Annotated in this window: 24 protein-coding genes, 1 pseudogene and 1 other annotated feature; of the genes and pseudogenes, 8 read left to right on the forward strand and 17 right to left on the reverse strand. The window is 44.9% G+C overall.

What is annotated here, in order from left to right; all coding sequences use genetic code 11:
• The first annotated feature begins 178 nt into the window (after positions 1–178).
• A complete protein-coding gene (locus MHH76_RS15665; protein ID WP_020452585.1) occupies positions 179–976 on the forward strand; it encodes an NAD kinase in 798 nt (265 codons plus the stop codon).
• Positions 977–993: 17 nt separating this feature from the next.
• Here the strand turns inward: MHH76_RS15665 and MHH76_RS15670 are convergent, their stop codons facing one another.
• From MHH76_RS15670 to MHH76_RS15695, 6 genes are all read right to left on the reverse strand, one after another.
• A complete protein-coding gene (locus MHH76_RS15670) occupies positions 994–1125 on the reverse strand; it encodes a hypothetical protein (protein WP_023855500.1) in 132 nt (43 codons plus the stop codon).
• 124 nt (positions 1126–1249) lie between these two features.
• Positions 1250–1678: a MarR family transcriptional regulator gene (locus MHH76_RS15675; RefSeq protein ID WP_020452586.1), complete on the reverse strand. Its 429-nt coding sequence runs from the start codon at positions 1676–1678 to the stop codon at positions 1250–1252.
• 25 nt (positions 1679–1703) lie between these two features.
• Positions 1704–3302 carry an acyl--CoA ligase gene (locus MHH76_RS15680; RefSeq protein WP_033155109.1) on the reverse strand — a complete coding sequence of 533 codons (1599 nt, stop codon included), beginning with the start codon at positions 3300–3302 and terminating at the stop codon, positions 1704–1706.
• 133 nt (positions 3303–3435) lie between these two features.
• Positions 3436–3648 carry an alpha/beta-type small acid-soluble spore protein gene (locus MHH76_RS15685; RefSeq protein ID WP_003184396.1) on the reverse strand — a complete coding sequence of 71 codons (213 nt, stop codon included), beginning with the start codon at positions 3646–3648 and terminating at the stop codon, positions 3436–3438.
• Positions 3649–3759: 111 nt separating this feature from the next.
• Entirely contained in the window at positions 3760–4965 is a 1206-nt protein-coding gene (gene thiI, locus MHH76_RS15690; RefSeq protein WP_023855502.1) for a tRNA uracil 4-sulfurtransferase ThiI, read from the reverse strand.
• Positions 4966–4972: 7 nt separating this feature from the next.
• Positions 4973–6118: a cysteine desulfurase family protein gene (locus MHH76_RS15695; RefSeq protein ID WP_020452589.1), complete on the reverse strand. Its 1146-nt coding sequence runs from the start codon at positions 6116–6118 to the stop codon at positions 4973–4975.
• Between the two features lie 194 nt (positions 6119–6312).
• Between MHH76_RS15695 and brnQ the strand changes: the two genes are divergently transcribed.
• The gene (gene brnQ / locus MHH76_RS15700) at positions 6313–7650 is read left to right on the forward strand and encodes a branched-chain amino acid transport system II carrier protein (RefSeq protein WP_020452590.1); all 1338 of its coding nucleotides are present in this window, start codon (positions 6313–6315) and stop codon (positions 7648–7650) included.
• A 107-nt stretch (positions 7651–7757) separates the two neighbouring features.
• On the opposite strand, the gene ezrA is transcribed toward brnQ, so the two are convergent.
• The gene (ezrA, locus tag MHH76_RS15705) at positions 7758–9452 is read right to left on the reverse strand and encodes a septation ring formation regulator EzrA (protein WP_043054430.1); all 1695 of its coding nucleotides are present in this window, start codon (positions 9450–9452) and stop codon (positions 7758–7760) included.
• A 186-nt stretch (positions 9453–9638) separates the two neighbouring features.
• Here ezrA and hisJ point away from each other — a divergent pair, with 186 nt between their 5' ends.
• Positions 9639–10451, forward strand: a complete 813-nt coding sequence (hisJ, locus tag MHH76_RS15710) for a histidinol-phosphatase HisJ (protein WP_043054431.1) — start codon at positions 9639–9641, stop codon at positions 10449–10451.
• Here hisJ and refZ read toward each other — a convergent pair.
• Positions 10444–11082 (reverse strand): forespore capture DNA-binding protein RefZ, encoded by a 639-nt coding sequence (refZ, locus tag MHH76_RS15715; RefSeq protein ID WP_020452593.1) that lies wholly within the window; start codon positions 11080–11082, stop codon positions 10444–10446. The two genes, hisJ and refZ, sit on opposite strands and share 8 nt — an antisense overlap.
• 129 nt (positions 11083–11211) lie before the next feature.
• Between refZ and MHH76_RS15720 the strand changes: the two genes are divergently transcribed.
• A complete protein-coding gene (locus MHH76_RS15720) occupies positions 11212–11706 on the forward strand; it encodes a GAF domain-containing protein (RefSeq protein ID WP_020452594.1) in 495 nt (164 codons plus the stop codon).
• A gap of 13 nt (positions 11707–11719) precedes the next feature.
• On the opposite strand, the gene MHH76_RS15725 is transcribed toward MHH76_RS15720, so the two are convergent.
• Positions 11720–13420, reverse strand: coding sequence for a GGDEF domain-containing protein (locus MHH76_RS15725; RefSeq protein ID WP_043054432.1), 1701 nt, complete (start codon positions 13418–13420; stop codon positions 11720–11722).
• Between the two features lie 331 nt (positions 13421–13751).
• On the opposite strand from MHH76_RS15725, the gene rpsD reads away from it, so the two are divergent.
• A complete protein-coding gene (rpsD, locus tag MHH76_RS15730; protein WP_020452596.1) occupies positions 13752–14354 on the forward strand; it encodes a 30S ribosomal protein S4 in 603 nt (200 codons plus the stop codon).
• A 284-nt stretch (positions 14355–14638) separates the two neighbouring features.
• Here rpsD and MHH76_RS15735 read toward each other — a convergent pair whose 3' ends face one another.
• From MHH76_RS15735 to acsA, 5 genes and pseudogenes are all read right to left on the reverse strand, one after another.
• Positions 14639–15070 (reverse strand): hypothetical protein, encoded by a 432-nt coding sequence (locus MHH76_RS15735; protein WP_020452597.1) that lies wholly within the window; start codon positions 15068–15070, stop codon positions 14639–14641.
• A gap of 91 nt (positions 15071–15161) precedes the next feature.
• Positions 15162–15692: pseudogene (locus tag MHH76_RS15740) on the reverse strand (MBL fold metallo-hydrolase); the annotation flags it as partial.
• Between the two features lie 434 nt (positions 15693–16126).
• Positions 16127–16273, reverse strand: coding sequence for a hypothetical protein (locus MHH76_RS15745; RefSeq protein ID WP_165688280.1), 147 nt, complete (start codon positions 16271–16273; stop codon positions 16127–16129).
• Positions 16274–16404: 131 nt separating this feature from the next.
• Entirely contained in the window at positions 16405–17670 is a 1266-nt protein-coding gene (tyrS, locus tag MHH76_RS15750) for a tyrosine--tRNA ligase (protein ID WP_023855507.1), read from the reverse strand.
• Between the two features lie 48 nt (positions 17671–17718).
• Positions 17719–17959 (reverse strand) — a binding site (T-box leader).
• A gap of 53 nt (positions 17960–18012) precedes the next feature.
• Complete coding sequence (acsA, locus tag MHH76_RS15755; RefSeq protein ID WP_020452599.1) at positions 18013–19731, reverse strand: acetate--CoA ligase; 1719 nt, start codon at positions 19729–19731, stop codon at positions 18013–18015.
• 155 nt (positions 19732–19886) lie between these two features.
• On the opposite strand from acsA, the gene MHH76_RS15760 reads away from it, so the two are divergent.
• From MHH76_RS15760 to MHH76_RS15770, 3 genes are read left to right on the forward strand one after another with little or no spacing between them, the layout of a single operon-like run.
• The gene (locus MHH76_RS15760) at positions 19887–20519 is read left to right on the forward strand and encodes a GNAT family N-acetyltransferase (RefSeq protein ID WP_020452600.1); all 633 of its coding nucleotides are present in this window, start codon (positions 19887–19889) and stop codon (positions 20517–20519) included.
• Between the two features lie 21 nt (positions 20520–20540).
• Positions 20541–21185 carry an acetoin utilization AcuB family protein gene (locus MHH76_RS15765; protein ID WP_020452601.1) on the forward strand — a complete coding sequence of 215 codons (645 nt, stop codon included), beginning with the start codon at positions 20541–20543 and terminating at the stop codon, positions 21183–21185.
• The gene (locus MHH76_RS15770; RefSeq protein WP_043054433.1) at positions 21182–22342 is read left to right on the forward strand and encodes an acetoin utilization protein AcuC; all 1161 of its coding nucleotides are present in this window, start codon (positions 21182–21184) and stop codon (positions 22340–22342) included. The genes MHH76_RS15765 and MHH76_RS15770 overlap by 4 nt, the downstream gene beginning before the upstream one ends.
• Positions 22343–22405: 63 nt before the next feature.
• Here MHH76_RS15770 and motS read toward each other — a convergent pair whose 3' ends face one another.
• From motS to ccpA, 3 genes are all read right to left on the reverse strand, one after another.
• Positions 22406–23098, reverse strand: coding sequence for a flagellar motor protein MotS (gene motS, locus MHH76_RS15775; RefSeq protein WP_020452603.1), 693 nt, complete (start codon positions 23096–23098; stop codon positions 22406–22408).
• Entirely contained in the window at positions 23088–23906 is an 819-nt protein-coding gene (gene motP / locus MHH76_RS15780; protein ID WP_020452604.1) for a flagellar motor protein MotP, read from the reverse strand. Before motP ends, motS begins: the two co-directional genes overlap by 11 nt.
• Positions 23907–24001: 95 nt before the next feature.
• Entirely contained in the window at positions 24002–25003 is a 1002-nt protein-coding gene (gene ccpA, locus MHH76_RS15785) for a catabolite control protein A (protein ID WP_020452605.1), read from the reverse strand.
• Positions 25004–25191 lie beyond the last annotated feature (188 nt).

Genomic DNA, 25191 nt, shown 5'->3' on the forward strand with positions numbered 1-25191 from the left:
CCTTTGAATAAAAAAAGCTGCATGTCTTAGTACGTATATGAAGAGAAAAAGTTCAGTATGATGCCGCTTCATATACAAGAAGTTTTTGGACATGGTAAACTAAGGGTCACAGGTCATTTTAACATACATGTTAGATGGCAGAAAAATCTAAACTTAACAGACAAAGGGGAGAATGATTGTGACAGACCGCCGGAACATTTATTTCTTTTACAAAAAAAGCGAAGAAACCGACGAGCAGTGCAAAAAACTGAAACACCTTGCAGAAGAACACGGATTTCGCGTCGTTCACCACCACAATGAAGCCAATATTATCGCAAGCATCGGCGGCGACGGGACATTTTTGCAGGCGGTTCGAAAGACGAATTTCAGGGATGACTGCCTGTACGTAGGCGTGGCCAAAAAGGGGAAAGCTCATTTGTATGCGGATTTTAATATACATGATACCGATAAAATGATTGAAGCGACAAACTCTGAACAAATCGAGGTCAGAAAATATCCGCTGATCGATGTAACCGTTGACGGGACAAGCTTTCAATGTCTGAATGAGGTATCCATCCGTTCAAGCATTATTAAAACATTTGTGATGGACGTTTATATTGATGATCTTCACTTTGAAACATTCCGCGGGGACGGAATGATCGTGTCCACTCCGACCGGAAGCACCGCGTATAACAAATCGGTTGAAGGGGCCGTCGTTGATCCGCTGCTTCCATGCATACAGGTGACAGAGCTCGCTTCATTGAACAACAACACATACAGAACGCTCGGATCTCCGTTTATTTTAAGTGCGGATCGAAAGCTGACATTAAAAATCGTCCAAGACGGGAACGACTATCCGATCATCGGCCTTGATAACGAAGCCTTCAGTACGATGCATGTAAAAGAAGTCGAAGTCAGCCTCTCAGGCAAGATGATCAAAACCATTAAATTAAAAGACAATTCGTTTTGGGAAAAAGTAAGGCGCACATTTCTATAATTTTGAAAACCTTTTCATCAATAAAGAGCGGGATGTTCTTCCTGCTCTTTTTTGCGGTTGTTTATCACGAAATTTTCATTTCCGCATTCATGCCGGGTAGCAAGCACTTTGGCGGACGAATTTAATATCGACACATCGGATTGCCTCAAAAGTGCTCCTCCTTCCGGTTTTTATATATCGTATTACAAGTTGTATTACGCATCCTTTTTTCTATAAATCAACAGATTAAAAAGAAAAAGGCTGGTGATCGTCTGACCAACAGCCTTTAGCCGATTATTTGCTCCACTTTTTAAAATCCTGATTCAGTCTGATCAAATGAGTTTCCAATGTGCTCAGTTCTTCTTTTGTCCAGTCTTGAAGAACCTCCGTGTATACATGATAGCGAGCCTTTTGCACTTTTTTCAGAGTATCAATGCCCTCTGAAGTCATTTCTACAAGGCTGATCCGGCCGTTGTTGGGATCGGGAAAACGCCTGATGAGCTTTTTCCGTTCCAATGCTGCAACCTGTCTGCTCGCTGTCGAAAGATTCAGCATTAAGGTTTCAGCCAGCGAGTTGATGGCAAGAGGACTTTGCTTATCAAGCTCGCTTAACAGCAGATATTCCGAGCGGTCCAGACTTCCGAACCGCGGACTGTAGGCCGTCGTCAGACGGACTAAAAGCGCGATTTCCTTCTCGATGTTTCGGAGTGAGTCATGCCCCAAAGGATATTCCCCCCCTCTTGTGTGGTTATTCAGCTTTTGTTTTAAGAACGATTTCCCGTTGTCTTAGTTCAAAGCGCTTAATTTTCGCCGATGGCGTTTTCGGCAGTTCTTCGATGAATTCTATCTCCCGGGGGTATTTATAAGGGGCCGTCATGGCTTTTACATGGTTTTGCAATTCCTTTGTCAGTTGTTCATTGCCGCGGGATCGATCCTTTAAGACAACATATGCTTTCACGATCGATCCCCTGATTTCGTCAGGGCTTGCCACAACAGCACATTCTTTGACCTCAGGATGCTTGATCAGTGCATCTTCAACTTCAAACGGGCCGATTGTATATCCTGAACTGATGATCACATCGTCATTGCGGCTTTCAAACCAGAAATAGCCGTCTTCATCCTTTCGCGCCTTATCCCCTGTTATAAAGTAATCTCCTCTTCTTTGGCGGAGCGTTCGTTCTTGATCTTTGTAATATTCTTTAAAGAGTGCCGGCGTGCTTAAGTGGACGGCGATATCGCCCGTTACGCCCTGCGGACAGCTCTTTCCATTCCCGTCTATAATATCAACCAGGTTTCCAGGCGTCGGTTTTCCCATGCTTCCAGGCTTGATTTTCATTCCTTTTAAAATCCCCACCAACAGCGTGCTTTCCGTTTGTCCGTATCCGTCCCGCACATCAATATGAAAATGCTTTTTAAATGTATCAATGACTTCCCTGTTCAACGGCTCCCCGGCCGAAACAGCGCTGTGCAGAGAAGACAGGTCAAAGCGAGACAAATCATTGACTTTCGCAATGAATCGATACTCTGTCGGCGTACAGCATAGCACATTGATTTGATGGCGCTCAATCAGCTGCAAATACGTTTCCGGCGTAAATTTCCCGTGATAGATAAAGCCGGCTGCACCGCTGCCGAGCACTGCTAAAAACGGGCTCCATACCCATTTTTGCCAGCCCGGCCCCGCTGTTGCCCAGACGAGATCCCCTTCTGAAATGTCAAGCCATGCGGAAGCTGTCGTTCTTAAGTGAGCATAAGCCCAGCCGTGTGTATGTACAACTCCTTTTGGCTGACCGGTCGTGCCTGATGTGTAAGATAAAAATGCGATGTCATCGCGAGAGGTATCAGCCGCTTGAAAATCCGCGGCAACGGCCTGATTCATTTCTTCAGGCAGGTTGATCCACCCTTCTCTGCTTTCTCCGACGGCAAATAACGACAGCTCATCTTTTGCTTGAACATCTAGAAAAGCATCAAGAAATGCTGAATATACGACGGCTCCTTTGACGCCGGCATGCTTGATCCTGTAATCCAAGTCTTTCGCCCGGAGCATTTCGGAACATGGGATGACCACCATTCCGGCTTTTAAAATGGCCATGTAGACGGCATACGTCTCCGGGATCCGCGGCATCATCACGATAAGCTTGTCACCTTTTTTCAGTCCAGAACGGGTCAATATGCTGCCGATTTTGTAAGCCCTTTCAATTAATTTTTCATAAGTCCAAGACACTTGACGTCCTGATTCATCTTCCCAGATCAAAGCGGTTTTATCACGGGAAGATTTAAATTTTTCAATTTCATCAACCGCGTTATACTTCTCCGGCGCAATCAAATCTTCTCTTCTCAACCCATCCATCTCCTTGTCTTGTGCCATCTTTTTATTATACATAATCCTTTCATACAATTGTATTCCGAAATGCCTATTTTGCAGAACATAAAAAAGAGTGGGGATTAAACCCCACCCATTATCCATTGCTTTTTAATTTTAATTATTGTTGTGTTCCACCCATTTGCTGTTGAGCGAAAGAAACTAAACGCTTAGTGATTTCTCCTCCAACTGAACCGTTTGCACGAGAAGTAGTTTCTGCTCCAAGGTTAACGCCAAATTCAGAAGCGATTTCGAATTTCATTTGGTCGATAGCTTGAGCAGCACCAGGAACCAATAGTTGGTTAGAACTGCTTTGTCTGTTGTTTTGAGCCATGTGTTCTCACCTCCTTGTGAGTATAGATTGTGTAAAAACACATGACTTCATACAAAGAATGTTTGGTAATTGTATGCAAAAACAGACAAAGGCGTTTGATCGAATATTCCTTTAGAAAAAGTCCGCAAATTGATCTTTCGTTTCCGCTTTGCTGCTCAAAACAATCGTTTCTGTGTTCTCTACAGCTTCGTTGATGAGCGGTTCGAAATCTGTGTAGCTTTCAAAGTGTTCGATTTTTTCTTTTTTCGGACGCGTTTTCGGCGCAGAAGGCGTGAAGATCGTGCAGCAGTCTTCGTACGGACGTATGCTGATATCGTACGTATCGATTTCCTTCGCTTTTTCGATGATTTCCGTCTTATCCATGCCGATTAAAGGGCGCAAAACCGGCGTGCTCGTGACCGCGTTGATGGCATACATGCTTTCGAGCGTCTGGCTTGCCACCTGGCCGAGGCTTTCTCCTGTAAAAACGGCAAGCGCGTTATGTCGTTCGCGCAGTTTGTCGGCGATCTGCAGCATCAGCCTTCTGGTCGCCGTCATGGAATAGTTTTCGGGAATCTGCTTTTGAATGAGCTCTTGGGTTTTCGTAAACGGAACGATATGAAGCTTGATGTCTCCGCCGAAAGCCGTAAGGCGTTTAGTGAGATCAATCACTTTTTGCTTGGCCCGTTCGCTTGTATATGGCGGGCTGAAAAAGTGAACAGCTTCGATCTCAAGCCCGCGCTTCATGGCATAGAACCCGGCAACAGGGCTGTCAATTCCGCCGGATATCATAAGCATCGCTTTTCCTCCGCTTCCGACCGGCAGTCCGCCCGCACCTTTTTCATCCCGGAATGTCAAATACGTAGCATCTTCCCGAATTTCGATCCGCAAATGGATGTCCGGGGAATGAACGTCAACGGTAAGATCATCGGTGTTGCGCAAAATGTGTCCGCCGATTTCGGCATTCATCTCATTTGTATTTAATTCAAACTGCTTGTAAGCCCTTTTCGTCGATACTTTAAAGGTATCTCCGGGCTTGTATTGTTCTTGAACAGACGCGAGCGCCGTCTCTTTAATGCTTTCCAGATCTGTCCGGCATTTCACGGCAAGACTGAACGATTGGATGCCGAAAACGTTTTTCAGACGGGCCATTACGGCTTCCGCGTCTTCTCCGTTTAATACGAGAGTCATCCTGTCACGTGTTGACTCATAACGGACGTTGCGGAAATCGCGCAAGACCATTTTGATATTTCTTTTCAGGCGATCGACAAAAAGCTTTCTGTTCTTTCCTTTTGTTGAAATTTCGCCAAATCTGATTAAAATATAGTCTTCATTCATTGTGTCTCTACCTCATAATTCCTTTTAGTTTGTGTAAACTTTCTTTTAAGGCCGTCATAAACGGGCCGACAATCTCCTGATTGTCCCGGTATGTCATACTGATTCTGATGCTGCTTGCCGCTGCATCTTCACCTTTTCCCATTGCTAAAAGCACCTTGCTCGGCTTATGCTGTTTTGAAGAGCATGCTGATGTCGTCGATACGAAAATACCTCGCTCTTCTAGCATATGCAAAAGGACCTCAGCCTTCAATCCCGGCACGGAAAAATTAATGATATGCGGCGCGCTGTTTTCTTCCGGCGTATTTAATATAACACCTTTTAGCTCTTTTAGCTCCTTGATAAAAGCCAATTTTGCCGCCTTTATTTCTTCTATATAATGGTTATAATCCTGTTTTGACATATTGATCGCTTTTGCAAGCGTAACAGCGCCGGCGGTATTTTCAGTTCCGGCACGCCTGTTGTTCTGCTGTTCTCCTCCGGAAATCAAAGGAAAAAGCGAAATCCGTTCGTTCAGAATGAGCGCTCCTGTTCCTTTTAAGCCGTGAAATTTATGGCCCGATATCGTACAAAGGTCAATGTCCGCCCCGGAGATGTCCAGCGGAACCTTGTTAATGCCTTGAACGTGATCAACATGAAAGTATGCCCTTGTGTTTTCTTTTACGATTTTGCCGATGTCTTCCACAGGCTGGATGACACCTGTTTCATTGTTGACGTGCATGATGCTCACCAGAATCGTGTCTTTGCGGAGCGCTTGTTTCAGATCTTCAAGCGAAACAAATCCGCGGCTGTCGACAGGAAGATATGTAACCTCAAAGCCGAAGGCTGTCTTCAGCTGCTCCAAAGATTCCGTCACAGACGGATGTTCAATGGAGGAAGCAATGATATGTTTTCCTTTTTGCATATGTGCCAAAGCAATGCCTTTCAGCGCCATGTTGTTGGCTTCTGAAGCCCCGGACGTAAACACGATATCATGACTTTTTAGCGAAAGCGCCGTTTTGATCTGTTTCCGCGCTTCTGAAAGCAATTGATCCGCTTCAATGCCGTGGCGGTGCAGTGACGACGGGTTGCCGAAGAAGCGCTGATTTACTTGTTCATAAATTTGTAATAATTCAGGATATGGTTTTGTTGTTGAACTATTATCAAGATAAATCATGATCTACTCCTTTAAAAATGAACGTTCTTTTTCATGACTGTATATGTTATCATATCAACTTGTAATTGAAAATTAAAAATAAATGTTTGACTTCTCTGATTTTTAAAATATAATAGTCTTTGGACTTTTGTCATATTATATCACGAAAATAAATTGACAGAAAATTTAAACAACAAACCAGGAGGTTCTTTTTAATGAAAACTTCACTATCCGCTAAGGAAACGACGGCGATTGGACTTATGCTGTTCGCCCTCTTTTTCGGAGCGGGAAATATGATTTTTCCTCCCCAGCTCGGTCAAGCTGCCGGAGAGAATGTTTGGCCGGCTATCATCGGATTCTTGCTGACAGGCGTCGGTCTTCCGCTGCTCGGCGTCATCGCGGTTGCTCTAAAAGGGAGTGCAAAAGGCCTAGCTGACAAAGCCCATCCGGTCTTCGGCACGATATTAATCGTCAGCATTTATTTGACGATCGGACCTTTGTTTGCTATTCCGAGGACAGGAAATGTTTCATACGTGATAGCGGTGGAGCCGTTTTTAGGGAAACATTCATCAAGTCTTTATCTGTTTATCTTTACCCTGATATTTTTCGGAATCACTTATTTCCTGGCTTTAAACCCAAGCAAGCTTGTTGACCGCATCGGTAAAATTTTAACACCGATATTATTGACTGTAATCGCAATATTAGTCATCAAAGCGTTTATCACCCCGATGGGCAGCATCGGCTCTGTGACAGAGGCCTATCAATCCGCACCTCTGTTTGTCGGATTTTTAGAAGGATATAAAACGATGGATGCGATCGCTTCAATCGTATTTGGAATTGTCGTTATTACCGCGATTAAAGACCGCGGCGTTACAAATCCAAAGTCAATCGCCGCTTCATGCATCAAAGCGGGGATCGTCGCTGCAGTCGGTCTCGGACTCGTTTATGTTTCTCTCGCTTATTTAGGGGCGACAAGTGTTGAAACCGTCGGTTCGCTCAACAACGGCGGCGAAATATTGTCCAAAGCTTCCGCGTATTTATTCGGCTCGCTTGGAAATGCCGTGCTCGGTATCGCGATCTTGTTCGCCTGCCTGACGACGAGCGTCGGACTCGTTTCCTCTTGCGGAGAGTATTTTTCAAAGCTGATTCCGAAGCTCTCTTACAAAGCTGTTGTCATCATCGTGACGCTTTTCAGCCTTGTGATTGCCAATTTCGGACTGACAGAAATCATCTCGTTTTCAGTTCCGATTCTGTCGGCGATTTATCCGCTTGCGATCGTCGTCGTTTTGCTCTCTTTCATTGACAAGCTGTTTGCTGAACGACGCGAAGTCTATATCGGTGCCCTTATCCCGACTGGAATTTTAAGCATCATCGACGGATTAAACGCGGCGAAAATTCCGCTGGGTCCGGTAAACGATATCTTAAAAGCGAACATCCCGCTGTTCAGCATGGGTGTCGGCTGGGTCATTCCGGCTGTTATCGGCGCGGTGATCGGTTACATTGTGACATTTTTCATCGCTTCGCCGAAAGACAAATTAAAGAAAGTCAGCTGATCTTTGAAAAACCGGCTCTGTTTTTAAACAGGGCCGGTTTTTTTATTTTTCATTGCAGCTATAGACAAAAAAACCCGACACGCCTTTTCACGTGCCGGGTTTTTGCTCTATTCAGGCTGCTTCGCGTCCGCTGCAAGCCGGGCAACTGCTCCCGGCGACGCTTTTTCGACCGCTCTGGCGGCAATGTCGTAAGCCTCTTCATACTGATATGCATAAAAACTTTTTTCTGCTTCTTTGAGCTGTTCGGAAAGAATCCGGTCCTGGCTTCTGAAGCGGTTGCCATATTGGATGATGCGTTCGATCAGCAAAACCATTTCAACCAGTTCATCCGTCTTTGTTTTCACTTCTGTGACAAGCTGTTCCGCCTCTTGAAGGCGTTCGTTCACCGCATCCATGTTCAGCGGCAGCTCATTCAGCTGTTCTGTCACTTTCTGCACAGTCGTCTGCGACTGCCGGATCTTTTCGGTTATGGCTTCCGGAATCCCTGGAACATTGCTTTTCTCCAGGCTCCGAGCCGTATCCTTGATCGTCTGCTTTAATTGCTTGAGAAGCTCTCTTGCCTGAAGCTCTTCTTTTCTCAGCATTTGCAGCATGTCCCTGTATTCGTCATGCTCCCGTTGAGCGGCTTCCATCTGCTTTTCGATATCCGCAAGCTCTTCCTTTAACAGCGAGTAGGCGACATGTTTCTGATCAAGCCTTTCTTTCACTTGTTCGAACTGCTTTTCGATCATTTCAAGGCGCTTTTCGTATGACTGCTGTTTCTCCAGTTCTCCGGTTGTCAGTCTGTAGCCTTTCTTGACGAGTTCGGTTTCAGCTTCGGTATCCTTTTTGGAGGCTTCAAGCTTTTCCAATGCAGCGGCAAGCTCAGGCACTTTCTCCAAAATTTCCTGCCCTGCTTCGACTTCATGCTCCAGCTGGTTATACAGCGTCTGGATCGTTTCATCAATCATCTGCACGATTGCGGCGGCTTCTTCTAAATCAAGTTCGTCCAAAAGCGCACCTTCAGCACGCTTCAATTCTTTCAAAAGGTTTTCGAGCTCCTTCTCCACTTGAATATGATCGAGCTTGTACCCTTTATCGATCATTTCCTGATAGCCGGCTTTCAATTTGGCGAGTTCCTGCGGAACGGTCTGCTTGCAGCTTGCAAGCAGTTTCGGCACATCGTCTATGTATGATTGAAGCTCTTCAAGCAAACGGTCTTGGGCGAGCAGCACCTTTCTGGCTTCTATATAATTTCCGCCTTCTGTTTCCTCTTCAAACTGTTTAATGCCTTCCCACACGGTATCGAGGTCGGTTTCAATTTTCTCATAGAGGTCTCCGTACAGGTGACTGTATGCCAAAAGGTTTTTCCGCACTTTTGTATACCGTTCTTTTACCTCTTCGATTTCTTTGCGGTTCTGCTCTTCGCTCGAGACAAGATCGGCGATTTCCTTTAAGATGTCTTCAATGTTGGATTCAGCCGCTGATAAAAGATTCTCAATATGCGCGAGCACCTGTTTCGATTTTTGAAAACGGTATTTGTCGGCGCAATCCTCGGCTTCAAACAGAAGCTCTTCGACTTTGGGCATATGCGAGGTGACGATTTCATCCCATTCCCGGCGCCACCTTTCAAAGAATTCCTCAGTCTGCCCCGTCATTTTCAGATGCTTGATTTTTGACATCTCTTCCACGATCGATCGGTTCATGATTTCGATTTTCCAAGCTTCTAAACGGTCGATCTCTTTATATATATTTTTTCTGAATAAGTAGCCCGTAGCGAATAAGATTAAAAATAACGCCAGTAAGCCAATGACAAACTCCATAATGAGCCCCCTTGCTGTTTATCTGTTCTGTCAGGGTATGTATTTGAAATTGTTATGTAAAAATGAAGTTAAACTATCGTTTTCATTGTTCTTATGATACCATGTAACCAACATTTTTTGAGCAGAATTTTTAATTTTTTTACATCAAAGTGACAACATCTGACTATTTTTTTACGGGGTGACATCATGCTGAAACGAGACGGTCATGTTCATTCTCCCTTTTGTCCGCACGGATCAAAAGACGAATTCAGATATTATATAGAAGAATTATGCAAAAAAGGCTTCCGATCCGTATCCTTTACCGAGCATGCGCCGCTTCCGCCTTCATTCATGGATCCGACCCCGGAGAAAGACAGCGCCATGCCGATCTCCGAGCTGGACCGCTATATTGAACGGCTGACCGAACTGAAGAAAGAGTACAAAGGACAGCTCGACGTTTTAATCGGTCTTGAAGTCGATTATATCCGCACCTTTGAACACGAAACGAAAGCTTTTCTCGATCAATACGGCACGCATCTTGACGACAGCATTCTTTCCGTTCATTTTTTGCCGGCCGGATCATCGCACATCTGCCTTGACTACGATGAAAAAGCGTTTCAGCAGCTGATCGGCTGCTACGGCAGCACAGAACAGGTCTATCTCGCCTATTATGACGAAATTTATTCTTCCATTGTATCACCGCTGGGAGCATTTAAGCCAAAACGAATCGGCCACATTACGCTGGCGAAAAAATTTGTGAAGCTGTTTCCGTATTCGATGTCAGAAAGCGTCAGAAAATCGGTCTCCTCCTGTTTGGATGAAGCCGCAAAGCGCGGATACGAACTTGACTTTAATACGTCCGGCCTCCGCAAGCCTTATGCAGGCGACGTCTATATGGAAGAATGGATGATAAAAGAAGCGGAACAAAAAAACATCCCGCTTGTCTTTGGGTCTGATGCCCACCAAGCAGAGGATGCCGGATTTGGTTACGAACATTTTGAGAGCCGCTTGGCTAAATAACGGCGGCTTGCCGACCTTCTCTGTACAACAGACTGAGAAGCCATGTTTTGACTTCCTTGTAATACGCCTGATAAAAGTACGGCTCGTGCGGCTGTACATACAGCACTTCTGAAATATATTGAGGCTGCAGATAAGGCATCATTAAAAGCGACTTCAGCTGAATCATAAAATGGGAAAGGGGAAAACGGGAAAATTCGTTGTCCTCATTTCCCTTTTCAATGATCAGGTGGAGAATGTACTTTTCTTTTGTTAAATATGTTGACATCACTTCGCGATTCAGTGTGGAATCAATCGTGACTTCGCGATAAACAAACCGAGTTAATTGACGGTGCTCATGCTGATACGATAGAATATCAAAAACCAATTGAAGAAGGCAATCCGTTGCACCTGCATCCGGAAGGCGTTCATAACCCTTTTCAAGGACTCTTAAATAGCCTTCATAAAATCGGGATATCAAATGCTCCATTAAACCGCCTTTTCCATTAAAATAATAGGAGATGTGGGCGACATTGACATTGGCTGCTCGGGCAATTTCGCGGACGGATGTTCCTGAAAAACCTTTTTGGTTGAACAGCTCCACGGCAGATTCGATGATCCTGTCCTTCGTGGTTGAAATAGCGTTTGATCCCATCTTGTTTCACCCCTTCTTACTTAAAACAATTCCACTTCAAGCGGAATTGTTCCTGTAAAAAGTGCTCGACAAATAGCATCACGGCAAGCGTGTTTTTGCCATTTCAAAGAAAAAGCGAGGGAAATTATCATGTTTCATGTCGAAAAAACAGAAGGCAGCAAAGAAAAAAAATACGAGCTTCTCCTCAAACAGATCGATGCGCTGACAGAAGGCGAACCTGATATGATCGCCAATACAGCAAACGCCTCCGCTCTTTTGTATCAATCATTGGAAGACATCAACTGGGCGGGTTTCTATTTTGCCAAAGACGGCGAGCTTGTGCTCGGTCCGTTCCAGGGACTTCCTGCATGCGTAAGAATCCCGTTCGGGAAAGGCGTCTGCGGCACCGCTTATACAAACGGCCGGGTCGAGCGCGTTGAAGATGTGAACGCGTTCCCCGGACACATTGCGTGTGATGCGGCGTCCCAATCCGAAATCGTAGTTCCGCTTGAAGTGGACGGGAACATCATCGGAGTGCTCGATATCGACAGCCCGATTAAAAACCGCTTCGATGAAACAGATGAGTATTATTTGAAAAAGTTCACAGAGATGCTTGGAGAGCGTTTAAGCGAAAAGAGCCGGTAAATCCGGCTCTTTTTTAATGTGTCATAAACCTGTTTTTCCCGTTTCGCTTTGCATTGTACAGCGCGACATCCGCCTCTTTAAAAAGGCAGGTTAAAGATTTCGGACGATCCTGAGACCAATTGGATACCCCGCACGAAATCGTCACCTTTGGATCAGTGCATTCCCTGACAAGCGTAATCAGCCTCTCAGCAAGCATTTCACCGGTGTTCAGCCCTGCTTTCGGCAAGTATACCGCAAGCTCTTCTCCTCCCCACCTTGCTGCGACGTCCTGGTCGCGGATGTTTCGCTGGATCACCCTGGCGACTTGAATGAGAATATCATCGCCTTTCTGATGGCCGTACGTATCGTTAATCTGTTTAAAATCATCGATATCAATCAATACGAGTACGCCGCTCTCATCCGCTTTCATACTGTACCCGATTTTTTCATCGAAATAGCTTCTCGAGTAAAGCTCTGTCAAACGGTCTGTTTGAACAAGATACTTCAGCCGGTCACGCAGCATCAAATTCGACACGGCGAGCGTGGAATGCCTGATCAGCGTCTGAAACAGCTTAAACATTTCAAATGAAAAAGAGCAGACGTTTTTTTTCAATACGATGACAAATCCTTTGTTTTCATTATTCTCCAGCATCGGAACGCCCATTAATGAAGCATAACCTTCATTTCCAAAAAACGAAGAACCGTTTCCGACAAATACCCCGTTTTCCTCTGAAATCTTTTCTTTAACATAGCGGATGTATAGAAGGGCCGCATCCGTCTGAAAAAAACCTGTGCTTCCCGGCAGCAGGGTTTCCTCGTCCAAATGATTTTTATAAAAAAAGCCCACCTCTTCGGCGCCAAATGAACTGATCAGCCTTTCGGACAAACTCTTCATCATATCAGGGAGGCGTTTCGTCCGGTTCAGCTGATGCGATGTTTCATTAATCAGCTCCAAATTTGAAATCATATTCTGCGACTGTTCGTAAAGCCGGGAATTTTCAAATGCTTTCCCTGCCGCATTCGAAATAATGCATATATCCGCTGCCGTATCGGCAGCCCCTGGTCCAAAAGCCTTCAAAACGCCATACGTTCCCTGCCGGCCTTTAATCGGAATGTAAACTTCCGATTCATTTTTGCTCTTCGCCTGTCCTGATAAGTATGCCTCTAAGGCGAAAGAATCGGTCGATTCGCTTTGCACATCTAACTCTATCGCAGGAAGGCTGATGTATTGGTCCTCGTCGTATGACAAGAAAAGACAATATGCCAAAAAAGGAAAAACATCCCTCAAACTTTCAACCATTGTCTTGAGCACCTGCTCCTGATCCATCAGCTCATGCAGCAGCGCCGTCTTTTCATAAATCTTTGTTTTATTGAGCTCCTCATGAAATAATGCATCAAGTTTCAGACAATGCATTAAAAACAGGCGGATGGATTCAGCAAGACGTTCTGGTACTTTATGATTCTTTTGACACAAAAGTTCTATATATTTGCTGTTTTCTTCTATTGTTATAATGATATAATAATCATTAACTCGGCTGATCTGGCCGCTTTGGCCGTTCGCTCCCTGCGGACTTGAAGAAGGACGCAATGTAAGAGATATAAACGAAAAAAATGACTCTGCTGCCGCTTTTAGCCAGGCAACAGAGTCATCGTACGAGACGGCCGGCTTTTTTAAAAGAAATTGGAACAGCTTCTGATGAAAAGACAGATATAGGTCTTCAGTTTGTTTGTTCATGGTCATCACCTTAAAAAAATCCGTTTTATGTATTTTATTTTCCTGATTATATCATAAAAAACAGGACTTTATACTTATTAATGATTCAGACTCTTTGGGACAGTCCATGAATGGTTGACTTTGCACAGCGGACATTATATAATCTTCTTTGTGTGAAATAATGCAGCCTTTTTGTTCTGCTTCTGTGTTTCATTTTGTTCCTTATCTATTAAGGTGTATCGTGTAACTCTTTGCTGCTGGAGCGAGGATACATGAAAACAAAATGGACATGGCTGAATTGAACAGATGGGTTTTATTTTCACAAAAATAAAACCAAAGGAGGAGTCACATTATGGCTCGCTATACAGGTCCAAGCTGGAAATTATCCCGCCGTTTAGGCATCTCTTTGAGCGGTACGGGTAAAGAATTAGAAAAACGTCCTTACGCACCAGGTCCTCACGGTCCGGGACAGCGTAAAAAACTATCAGAATATGGTTTGCAATTGCAAGAAAAGCAAAAGCTTCGCCATATGTACGGTGTGAACGAACGCCAATTCCGCAACCTTTTTGACAAAGCTGCGAAAATGGCTGGTAAACACGGTGAAAACTTCATGATTCTACTTGAAGCACGTCTTGACAACATCGTTTACCGTCTTGGCCTAGCGCGCACTCGCCGCCAAGCACGCCAATTGGTAAACCACGGTCACATTCTTGTTGACGGAAGCCGCGTTGACATTCCGTCTTACCAAGTTAAACCTGGCCAAACGATTTCACTTCGTGAAAAATCTCAAAACCTTTCTGCAGTTAAAGAAGCGGTTGAAGTGAACAACTTCGTTCCTGAATACCTGACTTTTGACGCTGAAAAGCTTGAAGGTTCACTAACTCGCCTTCCAGAGCGTTCTGAGCTTCCTGCTGAGATCAACGAAGCATTGATCGTTGAATTCTACTCTCGTTAATAGAAAATGCTCTTTGAAGAGCATTTCTCGAAACCCAAGAAACGTTGTTTTCTTGGGTTTTTTATACCTGCTGCAATACAGTGTTTTAGCTCCTGCTTTTTAGTCTCCGGGGATTTTAAGTTAAAGAAGGTATGAAAAAGTGAAGAAGCTTTTAAAAAGCCAGACCAAGGAGGAAGAAACAAACACATAAAGATCTTTTTAATGTAGAGTTACAGCTCAAAAGAGGAGTAACCGTTAACTGTCAAAAAATAAAGCTCTCCTTTTATAAGAGAGCCTTACTTAACTTATCGAGTCCACTTGCTTGAATACACTGTTTGCATTAATTCTGAATGCTTCCAATTATTATAAAGTTTAACCTTTACCCGGGTAGAGGCAGACTTTTTGGCGATATTCGAAAATGTAACGTTTAGTTTTTTACCATATTCTGCATCACCAGAAGCGGTATCAATCGTTTTCCAAGAGCCACCTGTGTAGCGTTGCAGATATAATTTGCAATATGCTGCAGTACCCCAAGTGCCAACTCTACCTAACTCAACTGTAGCATATACGTTTATATAATTTTCAGATGTATGGATATAAGACTTTGCATCCCCAATACCCGAATGATATGTAAAGCTCGTTGTTTTGCTTACAGCCTCTGCCGTCTTGCCAGTTCCCATAAAAATAAATCCAAATACCATGATACCGACAAAAGCTAATAACGTAATTTTTTTCATAAATGTACCCCTCCATTAAATATAAATATTGTAAAATAAAAGATATATATCCATCCTAAACCATCGAAACTACTATTTCAAGGGTTATATTTTGATTGTCTCCTGTACTATGATGTCCGGCTGATGTGCAGCGATTTTTTCCAGGACACCTTCACACCAAACCGTACCCCCCTTTTACAAACAGCGTTTTCTCTTTTAGTGCTTAAAGACAACGCCGCACACTTCTCCGGCAAATTTAATATCTCTCCTCTCCCATGCTTGCCTTTTGCCTTCTTGAATCGATCAAACACTGTTCTTTTGTTAGAACCTCTATATTTTGAAAACCGGCTTTTCTCACTTCCTCAGCATCTGCTTCATTTCAGACAAACAGTTTAATTTCTATCGGCAACAGATCCTAGATCTTTGGCAGCATCGTCAAAGTGATCTAAATGCAGATAAGGGACGATAACTGCGTCTGTATTCTTGGACGAGTTCGTCGGTTGGCACAGGCAGAGTGACCAAAGTGTGGTTTTGATCTTGTTTTGCTGAATCCGGAAAAGGAGGGCAAATGCCTTTCTCAGCCCAACATCAGAGCTATTAGTAATGTTTTGCCGGTTATACCTTTCCTTTTATTTACGATCAGTTTATACTATGACCGATCATCATTTAAATAGATATAATCAAGTATTTTTAGCGTTTGATTTGAAAAACATCAAGAGGATTTAGGGTAATCTGTAAATATAGGAAAATAATAGAGATGATTCAAGAACAACCGGATAACCATGAAAGAGTGATTGAAGGTATACCATAAGAGGATGAATCAAGTTAAACTCGAGTGTTTTATTCACGCTTTTTTTAATATCTATACAAAAGGCGCTTATCATAACGTCCTGTCATTCAAAACTAGAAAATCAGCGGGGACTCTCGAATGCAAGTTTCCTTCAAATCAACTGTTGGATCAATTTTTACAATTTTAAACCATCATGCAAATTATAAACTGTCGATCGTGACTCATCAAACGGACGTGTGAAGAATTTGCCGTCCGCTTTTTTATAAAAAAAGGGCCCTAAAGACCCTCTACTTCAGCCGCTTTGCTGCATTTTCCGTCTGATTCAATTGATTGTATCCGTCAGCCGACTGCTGCACCTCTTGTTTTCGTTCCGTTTCCAGCTGCTTGTTGTAATCTTCCATAAACTTTTCTTTGGCTGCAATGAACAGGTTCATGCTACATTCCTCCCTCTTCAACGATGGAAATGCTCTACCTATTACATCTATATTTTTGACATTTCCTGAATGAACATACATGAAACATACGGACACAAAAAAACCCTTGCCGTTTGGCAAGAGCTTTTTGATTATTTATAAGTCAGCAGGAAGTATTTCTTTTTACCGCGGCGAATGACGGTAAACTGTCCTTCGATGCGGTCGTCGCCGGTGAGGACGTCCGCAACATCGGTGCGGCGCTCGCCGTTAACGTATACCGCGCCGTTTGTGATATCTTCGCGCGCCTGGCGTTTAGACGGAGACAGCTTGGATTGGACGAGCACCTCAACAAGAGGCAGTTCATCCGCTTTCTCAAGTTCCATGGAAGGAACCCCTTTAAAGCCGACCTTCACTTCTTCAGCAGTCAGCTGTTTAATATCTCCGCTGAAGAGTGCTTTTGAGATGTTGACAGCCTGCTCAAACGCTTCACGGCCGTGTACAAGAACGGTCACTTCTTCGGCGAGGCGCTTTTGCGCTTCGCGTTTTTCAGGCGCCGTCTCTGCTTTTTCAGCGAGATCTTCAATTTCTTCTTTGGACAAGAAAGTGAAGTATTTCAAGTATTTCACGACATCCCTGTCGTCGGTATTGATCCAGAACTGATAAAACTCATATGCCGACGTCTTCTCTTTATCAAGCCAGATCGCGCCGCCTTCCGTTTTTCCGAACTTCGTGCCGTCTGCTTTTGTCACAAGCGGAATCGTCAATCCGAAAGCTTTTGCATTCTCTTCAGATTTGCGGATAAGCTCGAGGCCTGACGTGATATTGCCCCACTGGTCGCTTCCGCCGATCTGCAGCTTGCATTCCTGGTTTCTGTACAAATTCAAGAAATCGAGAGACTGTAGGATCATGTAGCTGAATTCAGTATAAGATATGCCCGTCTCGATTCTGGAGCTTACCGTATCTTTGGCAAGCATGTAATTGATTCCAAAGTTTTTGCCGACATCGCGCAGGAAATCAATGACGTTCATTTTGCCGATCCAGTCATAGTTGTTCGCCATAATCGCCGGATTTTTTTCAGCTTCAAAATCCAGGAAACGCGAAAGCTGGTTTTTGATTTTCTGCGACCATTCGCGGACGATTTCTTCATTGTTCAGCGTGCGCTCCGCTTTCTTTCCGCTCGGATCGCCGATCAGGCCCGTCGCTCCGCCTACGAGCGCAATCGGACGATGTCCGGCCAGCTGAAAGCGGCGAAGCATTAATATCGGCAATAGGTGTCCGATATGCAGACTGTCAGCTGTCGGATCAAATCCGGAGTATAAGCTGATTTTTTCTTTATCCAGCAGTTCTCTCAAGCCTGCTTCATCGGTTTGCTGCTGAATCAGTCCCCTGAAGGACAAATCATCAAGTAAGTGTGTCATCATCATTTAGCTCCTTTTTTCCAAAAATAAAACGCCCCTTCGCAAAAACGAAGGGACGATAAAAATCGCGGTACCACCCTGCTTAAAAGAACGCATGGCCGCGCTCTTTTCACTCTCAATGATAACGGAAAAGCTTCCGTTCTTCTGCTACACAAAGCCCGGGAGGCTTTTTTCGCAAAAGCGGTTCGTGAGTGTAATTCAAACCATCCATATGTGCTGATTTTCACCGGCCATCAGCTCTCTAAGACAGGGAAGGATGCGTTTTACTAATCTCAGTCTTCACCTTTTGAATATTCGACTAAATCTTTTTTAACATAATATTTTTGCATTGTCAATGAGACATCAGTCTTCCATCGATGAGAGATCGCCTGCCGGAAGGTTCAGCTCCCAAGCTTTCAGGACGCGTCTCATGATCTTTCCGCTTCTTGTTTTCGGCAGTTTATCCTTGAATTCGATTTCCCTTGGCGCGGCGTGTGCGGCCAAGCCTTGTTTCACGAACTGCCTGATTTCTTCTTTTAACGAATCTGACGGTTCATAACCGTCCCTCAAGGCGATGAACGCTTTAATAATTTCACCGCGGACGGGATCCGGTTTGCCGATGACGCCTGCTTCAGCGACAGCTTGATGCTCAACAAGCTTGCTTTCGACTTCAAACGGGCCGACGCGCTCGCCCGATGTCATGATGACATCGTCGATCCTTCCCTGGAACCAGAAGTATCCGTCTTCATCCATGTAGGCGGAATCTCCTGACACATACCAATCCCCCGGCATAAAATAGGAGCTGTATTTTTCAGGATTGTTCCAGATCGAATGCATCATCGACGGCCAGCCTTTTTTAATGGCGAGATTCCCCATTCTGTAAGGAGGCAGTTCATTTCCCTGGTGATCGACGATTGCAGCCTCTACGCCTGGAATCGGCTTGCCCATCGATCCCGGTTTAATTTCCATGCACGGGTAATTGCAGATGAGCTGCGCTCCTGTTTCGGTCATCCACCATGTATCATGAATCCGGTTGCTGAAGACTTTATGCCCCCATCTGATGACTTCAGGATTTAACGGCTCCCCTACGCTTAAAATATGCCGTAATGAGCTCAGATTATATTTGTTCACGAGATCGTCGCCAGCACCCATCAGCATCCGAAAAGCCGTTGGCGCGCTGTACCATACCGTCACTTCCATTTTTTCAATCGTTTCGTACCATGCTTCGGGACTGAATCTGCCGCCTACGACAACATTCGTTGCTCCATTCAGCCACGGACCGAAGATCCCGTAGACCGTTCCGGTAACCCAGCCTGGATCAGCCGTGCACCAATAAATGTCATCGTCGTGCAGATCAAGAACCCATTTGGCTGTTTGATAATGCTGAATCATTGCTTTGTGGACGTGGAGAACCCCTTTTGGCGCGCCGGTCGAACCCGATGTATAGTGAAGCAGCATCCCGTCTTCCTGATCCATCCATTCAATCTCAAGATCAGTATCTGCTTCAGCCGCTTTCGCGTAATAATCGATGACAGACCCTTCTTCCTTTACGCCTTCTCCAACGACAATGATTGATTCAAGATCCGGAAGTTCGCCGGCCGGCACCCGTTCAAGCAATTCCGGCGTCGTCACGATAACCTTCGCTCCGCTGTTTAAAAGCCTGTCTTTGACAGCGCCTTCCATAAATGCTTCAAACAACGGCCCGACGATCGCTCCCAATTTGACAGCGCCGAGAAGAATAAAATAAAGCTCGGGTGATCTCGGCATAAAAACAAACACACGGTCTCCCTTTCCCACATTGGCATGCTGCTTTAAGACATTCCCGGCTTTATTCGTTTCATTTTTCATCTCTCTGAAGGTGTACTTTTCTTCGCGGACCGGATCTTTGTAGTAAAATGCCACTTTATTTTTCAAATTTGACTCAGCGTGGCGGTCGATCGCTTCATAAGCTGCATTGATTTTTCCCGTTTTGTGCCATGAAAAATGTTTTTCGGCATCCTTCCAGTCAAATGTCCGGTATGCTTCATCATAGTCTTTCAAGTTGTAGTTTCCCTTTTCTGCTGGCAACGCTTTCAATTCCATGCCCATCCCCCTTTGTTCGCTCATCAAAATATATTATAGTATAGATTTTTTATTTTCTCAATTTTTAAAAAATACTCTTCCATCCTATGAAAACGATTAATATTTTGGTATGTTATGTATAAAAGACTTCAACTAAGATGTAAGGCGGTGGATACGTGGACCATCACAAAACTTATCATGCCAAAGAATTGCAGACCGAGAAAGGCTCCGTGCTGATAGAGGGCCCTATCAGTCCCGAAAAACTCGCACAATATGAATTTCACAACGAGCTTACAGCCTTTCGCCCATCTCAAAAACAACATGAAGCATTAATCGAAATCGCAGGGCTTCCCGAAGGACGGATCATCATCGCCCGTTTCCGGCAAACCATTGTCGGCTATGTGACATATGTTTATCCAGACCCGCTTGAAAGATGGTCTGAAGGAAACATGGAAAATTTAATTGAGCTTGGAGCCATCGAAGTCATTCCGGCGTTCAGGGGTCACTCTGTCGGGAAGACGCTGCTTGCGGTCAGCATGATGGATCCACAGATGGAAAAATATATCATCATCACGACTGAATATTACTGGCATTGGGATCTAAAGGGGACTAATAAAGATGTTTGGGAATACAGAAAGATGATGGAGAAAATGATGAATGCCGGAGGGCTTGTCTGGTTTGCGACAGACGATCCGGAAATCAGCTCCCATCCCGCCAACTGTTTAATGGCCCGCATCGGAAAAGAGGTCAGTCAGGAGTCGATCGAGCGTTTTGACAGACTCAGATTCCACAATCGTTTTATGTATTAAGGGAGCAAAGGGGACCTGAATATGATTGTTGAAAAAATCATGAAACGGGATGTTGTGACACTTTCCAGAACGGATACGATTGAAGAAGCGATCAAACGCATGCGAACATTTCATATTAAACACCTTCCCGTCATCAATGAACGGGGAACGGTCATAGGCATCGTCACGGACAGGGACGTCAAAACAGCAAGTCCGAGTATTTTTGCCCAAAACAGATCTGACGAAGATTTAAAAAAGCCGGTGGAACTGATTATGTCAAAAGAAGTGATCACCGGTCACCCGCTTGATTTTGCCGAAGAAATATCAGCTATTTTTTTCGAACACGAAATCGGCTGCCTCCCGATCGTAAAAAACGGGAAGCTTGTCGGCATTGTGACAAAATCCGATTTGCTGCATACGTTCGTCCAGCTGACAGGAGCCCATTTTCCAGGCTCCCAAATCGAAATCAAAACCGATCATATCGCCCGTAGCCTCGCTGATATCAGCGCCATTTTCAGCAGGCGCCAAATCGCCATATTGAGCGTGCTCGTATATCCCGGTGATGAAGATGATTCGAAAATACTCGTGTTTCGCGTTCAAACAATGAATCCCGCCTCTATCATCAAAGACGTGAAGTCCAAAGGGTATCAGGTTCTTTGGCCGGCTGTTCAAAGGGATTTGCCATGAAGGACAGCGTATTTATTTTTTCTCCCTCTTACCAAACCTATCAATTTCATCAAGATCACCCGTTTAATCAGCTGCGAGTCTATGTAACATACGATCTTTTGAATACGGTCGGCGCATTTGAACCGGGAGAAACGATTGCTCCGCGCATAGCGACAGAAGCCGAGCTCGCCCTTGTTCACACAGGCGATTATATCAAGGCCGTCCAGCTTGCAGGGGCGGGAAAACTCCCGGCAGCCGAAAGCGAAAACTACGGGCTTGGAACAGAAGATACCCCTGTCTTTGCCGGGATGCACGAAGCCGCCTCCCTTTTGGTGGGCGGAACACTGACAGCTGCAGACTATGTCATGACGGGCAAAGCAAGACACGCCCTCAATCTCGGAGGCGGGCTTCACCACGGATTCAGAGGAAGAGCTTCAGGATTTTGCGTCTATAACGACAGTTCAGTTGTGATACGATATTTGCAGAAAAAATATCATGCGAAGGTTTTATATATTGATACGGACGCCCATCACGGCGACGGGGTGCAGTTTACGTTCTATGATGATCCTTCCGTGTGTACCGTCTCGATTCATGAAACCGGCCGCTACCTTTTCCCGGGAACGGGGCAAGTACAGGAAAGAGGTCATGGCGAAGGCTACGGCTACGCTTTTAATATCCCGCTCGATGCCTTCACAGAAGATGAGTCTTTTCTTGAATCCTACCGGACGGCTGTTTCTGAAATAGCCGAGTTTTTCAAACCGGACGTTATTTTGTCGCAAAACGGAGCTGACGCGCATTACTACGATCCGCTGACACACTTGTGCACGACGATGAAGATTTACGAAGAGATTCCAAAGCTCGCTCACGAACTTGCACACACCTATTGCAACGGAAGATGGATCGCTGTCGGCGGAGGCGGGTACGACATTTGGCGCGTCGTACCGAGGGCATGGGCAAGAATCTGGCTTGAAATGAAAGGAATGAAACCTGAGGATAAGATGCCTGAAAAATGGCTGAAAAAGTGGGGGAAGCAGGCATCTGTCCGACTTCCTGCCAACTGGTCCGACCCGGCAGATTTGTATCCTTCGATTCCAAGAAAATCCGAAATAACGGAAAAAAACGCCCAAACCGTTGCCAAAGCTCTTTATCCGATTCGCTCTGCCAAGCGCGCCACTTAATGCGAAAAATCCCGGCGTACAGAAAAGGCCTTGCTTTTATGCAAGACCTTGCTTTCTTCTCATTTATTTTTTTGCGATGACAATTTCAACGCGCCTGTTTTCCTTCATATGGCTCTCTGTGCGGTTGTCCTTGACCGGTTTTGTATCGGCATAACCGATGGCAAGAAAACGTGAAGAGTCGAGCTTTTCTTTCGACGTAAAGTAGCCGATCACAGTGCTCGCCCTTGCCGCAGAAAGCTCCCAATTGGATGGAAAACGGTAAGTCGAAATCGGGCGGCTGTCCGTATGCCCCTCCACACGGATCGGGTTGGACACTGATTTGAGAAGGACGGCGATTTTATGCAAAAGCGGGTGAGCCTGGTCTTTCAGATCCGCTTTTCCCGAATCAAACAAAACCGCTTCCTGAAGGACGAGGATGATGCCCCGTTCATCACGCTTGGCCGCTATCAAACTTGACAGTTCATTTTTTTCAATATAGTCGTTGATTTTCTTTAATAAATCTTCTTGGCTTTTAGCCGTTTTTTCAGCCTTCTGATCGTCCGCGTTTTCTTTTTTCAGCTCTGCGGCGGATTTGCCGTCGGCCCTGTCTTGAAATGAACCGACTGCTGCTTTAAATTTGTTTAAATCGATTTGCGACATCGAAAACAGTAAAATAAAGAACACGAGGATGAGCGTAATCAAATCCGAAAACGTGATGATCCAGTTTGACGATTTGCGACCCTGCTCGCGCTTTCTTCGTTCATGTCTAAGCTTCATGAGCCCTGTCCTTTTGTTTTATATGATCCGCCCGCTTTTTTGCCCATTCTTCTTTTGAACTGAAAACGACAAGCTGGCTTTCCAGATTTCGCGGATTTCTTCCCGACTGGATGCCGATGATGCCTTCGATCATGACCTGCTTCTTAAAGATTTCATTCTCCGTCTTTTCTTCAAGCTTTGCGGCGATCGGTATAAACAGCATGTTGGCTAAAAGGGATCCGTAAAGCGTCGTCAAAAGGGCGATCGCCATATTCGGACCGAGCGTTTCCGGCTTGTTCAGGTTTTTGAGCATCATGACGAGTCCGACAAGGGTTCCGATCATTCCCCATGCAGGGGCAAATTCCCCCGCTTTTTCAAAGATTCTTCTTCCCTTTCTGTGCCTTTCTTCCATCGCGGCGATTTCCGAGTTCATCACATTGCGGATCGTCTCCTCGTCCCATCCGTCGATGGCAAGAAGCAGACCTTTTTTCAAAAACGGGTCTTTCATTTCATTGATATTGGCGTCCAATGATAAAATTCCTTGTTTGCGCGCCTGTTCAGACAGGCTGACAAAGGTTTTGACCAAGTCGCGTACATCGTCTTCTTCCGAAATAAAGACCTGCTTCAGCACAGCCGGCGCTCTTTTTAAATCTTTCGGGGAAAAGCTGATGAAAACAGCTGCACACAATCCGCCCGTCACGATAAAGAAAGACGTCAAATCGATAAATGAATAAAAACCGGAAAGCCCCGCTCCAGAGACAACGCCGATTACTAAAATGAAAATACCCAAAATCAAACCGACCGGTGTCAGATAATCAAATCGTTTCATTTTTTCATAATCTCTCCAGCTCATGGAAAAGAAAGCAAGCAATTCACGAAAAAAGCTGTGAACACTTGCTTTCTTTCTCGTTTATTTAATCATGATCATTTTGTTGATTGTCTGAGTTCAATGCGATGCGGCAGCTGGACAATATGCTCTTCGACTTCCTCTTTGTTCATCAGCTTTGTCAGAAGTCTCATCGCTACGGCACCGATATCATACGTCGGCTGGACGACAGTCGACAGCTGCGGCCGAACCATTAATGAAAGCCTTGTATTGTCAAAGCCGATCACTTCAAGGTCATCCGGAATAGCCAGTCCTTTATCCTGTGCTGCGTGAATAACGCCGAGTGCCATTTCGTCTGTCGCTGACAGGACGGCCGTCGGTTTTTCATCCAGCTTCATTAGCGCCTCCAGCGCTTCCATTCCTGAATCGTACGTATAATCGCCTTCTGCGACATACTCTTCTTTAAATGTCAGCCCCTTATCCTCAAGCGCTCTTTTAAAGCCTTGAAGTTTTTTCGCTTGATTGACCGGCTCAGTCATAGGTCCTGATACAAACGCAAGGCGCTTATGGCCTTTTTCAATCAGCATGGTAGCCGCATCATAAATCGCCTGTTCATAATCGATCGCAACCGACGGCGTTTCCCCTTTTTCTTCAACAGATGCCGCAAGCACGATCGGAACTGGTGACCGCTTAAACTCCTCCACATGCTCTTCAGTGACATTTCCACTCATAAAGACGATACCGTCAACTTGTTTTCCCAGCATCGTATTCAAAAGATGAAGTTCTTTGTCCATATTCTGGTCGGAGTTGCTCAAAATAATATTGTACTTGTACATCGTTGCGATATCTTCGATTCCCCTCGCCAGCTCTGAATAAAAGATGCTGGAAATATCGGGAATGATCACGCCGACAGTCGTCGTCTTTTTGCTTGCAAGGCCCCTTGCCACGGCATTTGGACGATAGCCAAGACGCTCGATGGCTTCAAGCACCTTCTTTCTCGTCGTCGGCTTGACGTTCGGATTTCCGTTCACAACCCTGGAAACGGTTGCCATACTTACATTTGCTTCGCGTGCTACATCATATATTGTCACATTACTCATTTTTACCACTCCTTCAACTGGGTACACTTTTCTTTTCCTATAGCATAAACATTTTCATGTAGAGAAATGTCAAAATGTAAAACTTTATGTAAAATAAACAGAACTCAAGTTTACATTATTTTTCATAACCTGCCAAAACAAAAGGGGCTCTCTGAAATTATACACGGTTTTACCTAATATGAAAACGT

It is taken from the genome of Bacillus sp. FSL L8-0193 (assembly GCF_037976065.1).
Taxonomy (GTDB): Bacteria; Bacillota; Bacilli; order Bacillales; family Bacillaceae; genus Bacillus; species Bacillus paralicheniformis.